This is a genomic window from Collimonas silvisoli, assembly GCF_018305005.1.
In the GTDB taxonomy this organism is placed as follows: Bacteria; Pseudomonadota; Gammaproteobacteria; order Burkholderiales; family Burkholderiaceae_D; genus Collimonas; species Collimonas silvisoli.
The window spans coordinates 63,006-69,254 of sequence record NZ_JAGQEG010000021.1 but is presented as its reverse complement, the minus strand read 5'-3'; the positions used below and the strand labels follow the sequence as shown (position 1 = coordinate 69,254).

The following is a 6,249-nucleotide window of genomic DNA, read 5'->3' as shown; positions in this document are numbered from 1 at the left end:
ATCTGATCCTTGGGTTTGGCTGCGGCACGCGGGTGAGTGCGGCAGGTGACACGGGCGTTATTGAAGCTGGTGAACACCAATGTATCGGGACCGGTCGGTTCGGTCAGCTCCACGGTGCAGCCGACTTCGGTCGGATGATAGCTGCCGTTACCGTTGCTGTTGCCATTGCTGTCGTTGACTTCCGAACCGCGTGCGCTTTGGGCGTCGGTGACGTGTTCGGGACGGATGCCGAGGATGACTTCGCGCCCGATCCAGGAAGCAATCTGTGGATTCTGCGCTTGCACCGGAGCCAGCGGCAGCAGGGTTGTTTGCCCAGCGTGTTCGAGTTCGAAGGCTGGGCCCTGACCGTTGGCGACCAGATTGCCGCGCATGAAATTCATCGACGGCGAGCCGATAAAGCCGGCCACGAACAGGTTGCTAGGATTGTCGTAGATTTCTTGCGGGCTGCCGAACTGCTGCACCACGCCATCTTTCATCACGGCGATACGGTCGCCCAATGTCATCGCTTCAATCTGGTCATGCGTGACATACACGATGGTGCTGCCCAGGCGTTGATGCATCAGCTTGATTTCGGCGCGCATCTCGACCCGCAGCTTGGCGTCCAGGTTGGACAGCGGTTCATCGAACAGGAACAGCGAAGGATCGCGGGCGATGGCGCGGCCCATGGCGACGCGTTGCCGCTGTCCGCCGGACAGCAGCGCCGGCTTGCGATCCAGCAGGTGAGTGATTTGCAGGGTGGTGGCGACACGGTCGACGATCTGCTTTTGTTCCGCTTTCGACACCTTGCGGATGCCCAGGCCAAACGAAATGTTCTCGCGCACCGTCATGGTCGGATACAAGGCATAGGACTGGAACACCATGGCGATGTCGCGCTCTTTGGGCGGGACATCGTTGACACAGCGGTCGCCGATCATGATCTCTCCCTCGGACACCGTTTCCAGCCCGGCAATCATGTTCAGCAGCGTTGATTTGCCGCAGCCGGAGCCGCCCACCAGGATCAGGAACTGGCCGTCTTCGATTTCCAGGTCGATGCCTTTGAGAACTTCATTGCCGTTCGGGTAAACCTTGCGCACATTGCGAATTGATAAGCTTGCCATTTTGAACCATTCCTTAAATTAATTAATTGGCGGGGTGGGCCTGAAAATCAGAGCCCGCCGCGCCGCCGCTCAACCCTTGACCGCACCAGCAGTCAGGCCGCGCACAAAATATTTCCCCGCCAGCAGATACACCACCAAGGTCGGCAAGGCGGCAATGATGGCCGCTGCCATGTTGACGTTGTATTCGGTGACGCCGGTAGAGGTATTCACCAGGTTGTTCAAGGCCACCGTGACCGGCTTGGCGTCCGAGCCGCCGAACACCACGCCGAACAGGAAGTCGTTCCAGATCTGCGTGAATTGCCAGATGAAGCAGACCATGAAAATCGGCAGCGACAAGGGGAAGATGATTTTGCGATAAGTCATGAAGAAACCCGCGCCATCGATCCTTGCCGCCTTGACCAGTTCTTCCGGCACCGTCACGTAGTAATTGCGGAAGAACAGCGTGGTGAAGGCGATACCGTAGACGATATGGACAAATACCAGGCCAGGCGTGGTGTTGGCCATGCCGACCGTGCCCAGCAAGCGCGCCATCGGCAAGATCACTACTTGGAATGGAATGAAGCAACCCACCATCAAGGCCGTGAACAGGATTTCCGAACCGCGGAAGCGCCAGTGCGCCAGCACGTAGCCGTTGAGCGAACCGACCAGGGTCGAAATCAAGACCGCCGGCACCGTCATCCTGATCGAGTTCCAGAAGAACGGCGCCAGGCCGTTGCAATCGACACCGGTACAGGCGCTGCTCCAGGCCTTGCCCCAGGCGACGCCGGTTGGCGCCATCGGCAAGGACAGCAGATTGCCGGAGCGGATTTCATCGAGGGTTTTCACCGAGGTGCTCAGCATCACATACAGCGGCGCCAGGTAGTACAGCGCGCACAAGACCAGCAGGGTGTAAATGACGATGCGGCCGATGCTGAGCTTGCTGTTTTCGTTATAGATGGTGTTGCTCGTGCTGTTAGCGGCCATTGCGCGCTCCTTTGGTTTCCAGGTACATCATGGGCACCAGCACTGCCAGTACGGTCGCTAGCATCATCATGGCCGACGCCGCGCCTAAACCAAGCTGACCGCGTGAGAAGGAAAACTGGTACATGAAAATTGCCGGCAGGTCGGAGGAAGTGCCCGGGCCGCCTGCGGTCAGCGCCATCACCAAGTCAAAGCTCTTGATCGCGATGTGGGCCAATACCAGCAACACGCTGAAAAACACCGGCCGCAGAGCCGGGATCACGATGCGCCGATAGATGGTCGGCAAGCTGGCGCCGTCGACCATGGCAGCTTTGATGATGCTGTCGTCGATGCCGCGCAGGCCGGCCAGGAACAGGGCCATCACGAATCCCGAGGATTGCCAGACGCCTGCGATCACCACGGTGTAGATCGAGAAATCGGAATTCACTAGCCAGTCGAAATGGAAATTGGCGAAGCCCCAGTCGTGCATCATTTTTTCCAGGCCCAGGCCAGGATTCAAAATCCATTTCCAGGCGGCGCCGGTAACGATGAACGAGAGCGCCATCGGATACAGATAGATTGCGCGCAATGCACCTTCTGACCGGATTTTCTGGTCCAGCAGGATCGCCATGATGAGGCCGATGGCGAGGCAGAACAGAATGAACAAGCCGCCGAAAATGCCCAGGTTGGCGGCAGCAACCCACCAGCGGTCCAGGCCGAACAGCGCTATATATTGATTAAAGCCAGAAATTTCGTAATTCGGCAGCATCCGCGAATTGGTCAGCGACAGCCAGGCGGTGACGCCAATGAAGCCGTACACGAAAACCAGTGACAGGATGATAGTGGGCGACAGTACGATGCGCGGTAACCAGGCATCGGCGATTGCCGCAATGCGCCCTTGCTGCTGGGGCGTGTTGCTTGAGCTCCCGGCAGCCACGGCTGTATAGGGGAGGGTGTGATCGGACATGCAAGTCTCCTGAAGCAGGATCAGAGCCGTGTCTGGCAATGCGGTGGCAGCCACTGCCGGACACGGCGGGGGCTGAAGTCGATCTTACTCGCTTCAGCCCCGGTTCTCATTTACGCTATTTGAAAAATAAACCAAGCAAACAATAAATAACCGACTTATTGCGATTTCGTTATTGTGTCTTTGCTGCCTTTGCCAGAGCCTGCGCCGCGGCTTGCGAGGTCATGTTGGAATTCATGAACTTGGAAACCACGTCGAGAATAGCGCCCTGGACTGCAGAATTGACTGCCATGCCGTGCGCCATGCTTGGCTCCAGCGTGCCGGCTTTGCTGGACGAGGCCAAGTCTTCCATCGACTTGACGGCGCAGCTGTCGAATTTCGCATGCGGGATATCAGGACGCACCGGGATCGAACCCTTGTTCAAATTGAAGATTTCCTGGAATTCCGGGCTCATGATGGCGCTTGCCAGCGTCAGCTGAGCCTTTTGCGAATCAGGATTCTTGACCTTGAACATGGCGATCGAGTCGATGTTATAGGTGTACGACTTGTCGGTGCCAGGGGCTGCAACGCACAGGAAATCCTTGCCTGGTTGCTTGCCGGCAGCAGTGAATTCGCCTTTAGCCCAGTCGCCCATGAATTGCATGCCTGCCTTGCCGTTGATGACCATCGCCGTTGCCAGGTTCCAGTCGCGGCCGGCGGCGTTCTTGTCGATATAACCCTTGATCTTGCCCATGGTGTCGAAGGTCTTGATCATGGTCGGGCCGGTCAGGGTTGCCGGGTCGAGCTTGACCAGGGCCTTGTTGTAGAAATCCGCACCGCCTACGCCCAGCGCAACGGTTTCAAACACGGTCGCATCTTGCCAAGGCTGGCCGCCGTGGGCGATGGCGACGAAGCCGGCTTTTTGAATCTTGTCGGCAGCGTCAAAGAATTCGGTCCAGTTGGTCGGTGTCTTGGCGCCGGCTTTTTTCAAGACTTCAGGGTTGATCCAGAGCCAGTTGACGCGATGCACGTTGACTGGCGCTGCTACATAGTGGCCTTCGTACTTCATGGTGTTGGAAACTACCTTAGGCAGCAGCGCATCCCATTTGCCCGCAGTGGCTGCGGCATCGATATTTGCCAGCACGCCTTCCTGGCCCCATTCCTGGATCGACGGCCCTTTGATCTGCGCCGCTGTCGGAGGGCTGCCGGCGATGACGCGGGCTTTCAGCGCGGTCGTGGCGTTTTCACCAGCGCCGCCGGCAACTGCGAAATCCTTCCAGGTCACGCCTTTGGCTTCCATGATCTTTTTCAACTCGGCGACCGATTTCGCTTCGCCGCCCGAGGTCCAGTAATGGAGTACTTCGACTTCGGCCGCGTGAACTGCCGCGGCGCTGGACAGCAGTGCAGTAGTTGCGAATACCGATTTTATTATTTGACTCAGTTTCATTCTTGTCTCCTGTGTTGAGTTGTGTTTGCGATGAATACTTAATTGCCTGCGTATCGCCGAAGCTCTGCGCATTTGCCGGCCCATGTGTATCATGTGAAAAAACTAGTAAAACTACATGCGATCTTGAGTTTCCCCGCAAAAAAGAGGGATTTACTCCTTTCGCCGCTTGTAATTGTAGTAATGCTACATTAATATTGCAATATAAGTTTTTTATTTATTACAAAAATTTTGATGCAAACACATATCCCCTTTACTTTTACGCTATTCGGAGCGACTGGCGACCTGTCGATGCGGAAGATTCTTCCTGCGTTGTTTGTTGCCCATCGGGAAGGGAAGTTGCATCAGGATGGCCGCATCATTTGCGTCGCCAAGCAGGATTTCAGCCGGGACGACTACCTGGCGTGGGTCAGCAAGAGCGCTATCCCATATGTGAAGAGCGGGGTTGCCGGCGCTCAGGACGAGGCGCTCTGGCAGAGTTTTCTTTCGCGTATCACTTATCTGCCGCTGGATCTGCTGGATCGCGCCGGTTATCAGGTGCTGGCAAACACACTGGCAGCCAGCCAGGCCGTATCGGTGTTTTATCTGGCGACTTCGCCATCGCTGTTCGAGCCGATTTGCGCCAATCTTGCCGCCAGCGGGATCGATCTGTCGCAGGCACGGCTGGTGCTGGAGAAACCTCTGGGCCATGATTTGCTGTCTTCGCGCGCGATCAACGATGCGGTAGCCCGGGTTTTCGCCGAAGACCAGATTTATCGCATCGATCACTATTTGGGCAAGGAAGCGGTGCAAAACCTGTTGGCTTTGCGTTTTGCCAACTCTTTATTCGAGCCGCTGTGGCGGCGCGAGTCGGTGGCCCATGTGCAGTTGACGATTGCCGAGCAGTTGGGTGTCGAGGGCCGCGGCGAATTCTATGACGCCACCGGCGCCATGCGCGACATGGTGCAAAACCATTTGCTGCAGTTATTGTGCATGGTGGCGATGGAGCCGCCGACTTCGCTGGACGCCGATGCGGTGCGCGACGAGAAACTGCGCGTGTTGCGCGCCTTGAAGCCGTTCTCGGCGGAAGACATGGAGTTCAGAGCGGTGCGCGGCCAGTATGTGTCCGGCGCCGTCGAAGGGCAGTCGGTCGCGGCATATCAGCAAGAACCGGGAGTGGCCGCGCAATCGCAGACCGAAACTTTCGTTGCGCTGCATGCCGAGATCAATAACTGGCGCTGGGCCGGGGTGCCGTTTTTCTTGCGCACCGGTAAACGCCTGGCGCAGCGCACGGCGGAAATCGTGATCACCTTCCGGCCGATCCCGCACGCCATCTTGCCGATGCCGGGCGGCCAGTCAGGAGCCAGCAGCAACCGCCTGGTGATCCGGCTGCAGCCGGACGAATCGATTCAATTGCATTGCCTGGCAAAACAGCCGGGCGATGGCATGACGGTGCAGCCGGTGGCGCTTGACCTGGCGTTCGACCAGGCATTCAAGCAGCGCCGGGCCGAAGCCTATGAGCGCTTGCTACTGGATGCCATCCGTGGAAATTTATCCTTGTTCGTGCGGCGTGACGAGCAAGAAGCCGCGTGGCGTTGGGTCGAGCCGTTGCTGCGCCATTGGCAAGGCAGTTCGTCCCCGCCTAAACCGTATATGGCAGGCAGTTGGGGGCCGACCGCATCGTTTGCGATGATGGCGCGCGCCGGCGCTCAATGGCCGGAAGATCGTTGAGTCGCCTGATTGAAAAAATTGAGAAGCGTGGCAAGGCGCATAAGTAATGTAGTCGCAATTGCTCCGCCCATCCTACTAACAGTATTTAAGTGAAAGTTTTACACCATGTCTTCATC

Annotated in this window: 5 protein-coding genes; 1 reads left to right on the top strand and 4 read right to left on the bottom strand. The window is 57.4% G+C overall.

Annotation, left to right across the window (positions count from 1 at the left end):
* The 4 genes from KHU33_RS07975 to KHU33_RS07960 all read right to left on the bottom strand — a co-directional run.
* Positions 1-1,097, bottom strand: a 1,097-nt coding sequence (locus KHU33_RS07975; protein WP_211462150.1) for an ABC transporter ATP-binding protein, incomplete at its 3' end; no start/stop codon positions are given.
* 69 nt (positions 1,098-1,166) lie between these two features.
* Positions 1,167-2,060, bottom strand: a complete 894-nt coding sequence (locus KHU33_RS07970; RefSeq protein WP_211462149.1) for a carbohydrate ABC transporter permease — start codon at positions 2,058-2,060, stop codon at positions 1,167-1,169.
* Positions 2,050-3,003, bottom strand: a complete 954-nt coding sequence (locus tag KHU33_RS07965; protein WP_230414122.1) for a carbohydrate ABC transporter permease — start codon at positions 3,001-3,003, stop codon at positions 2,050-2,052. The genes KHU33_RS07970 and KHU33_RS07965 overlap by 11 nt, the downstream gene beginning before the upstream one ends.
* Before the next feature lie 169 nt (positions 3,004-3,172).
* Positions 3,173-4,426: an ABC transporter substrate-binding protein gene (locus tag KHU33_RS07960; RefSeq protein ID WP_211462144.1), complete on the bottom strand. Its 1,254-nt coding sequence runs from the start codon at positions 4,424-4,426 to the stop codon at positions 3,173-3,175.
* 231 nt (positions 4,427-4,657) lie between these two features.
* Between KHU33_RS07960 and zwf the strand changes: the two genes are divergently transcribed.
* Positions 4,658-6,133: a glucose-6-phosphate dehydrogenase gene (gene zwf, locus KHU33_RS07955; protein ID WP_211462142.1), complete on the top strand. Its 1,476-nt coding sequence runs from the start codon at positions 4,658-4,660 to the stop codon at positions 6,131-6,133.
* The last annotated feature ends 116 nt before the right edge of the window (positions 6,134-6,249 follow it).

Bases quoted from the DNA above. Each gene is read 5' to 3' on its own strand.
- KHU33_RS07970 (WP_211462149.1), bottom strand. From the start codon at position 2,060: ATGGCCGCTAACAGCACGAGCAACACCATCTATAACGAAAACAGCAAG.
- KHU33_RS07965 (WP_230414122.1), bottom strand. From the start codon at position 3,003: ATGTCCGATCACACCCTCCCCTATACAGCCGTGGCTGCCGGGAGCTCA.
- KHU33_RS07960 (WP_211462144.1), bottom strand. From the start codon at position 4,426: ATGAAACTGAGTCAAATAATAAAATCGGTATTCGCAACTACTGCACTG.
- zwf (WP_211462142.1), top strand. From the start codon at position 4,658: ATGCAAACACATATCCCCTTTACTTTTACGCTATTCGGAGCGACTGGC.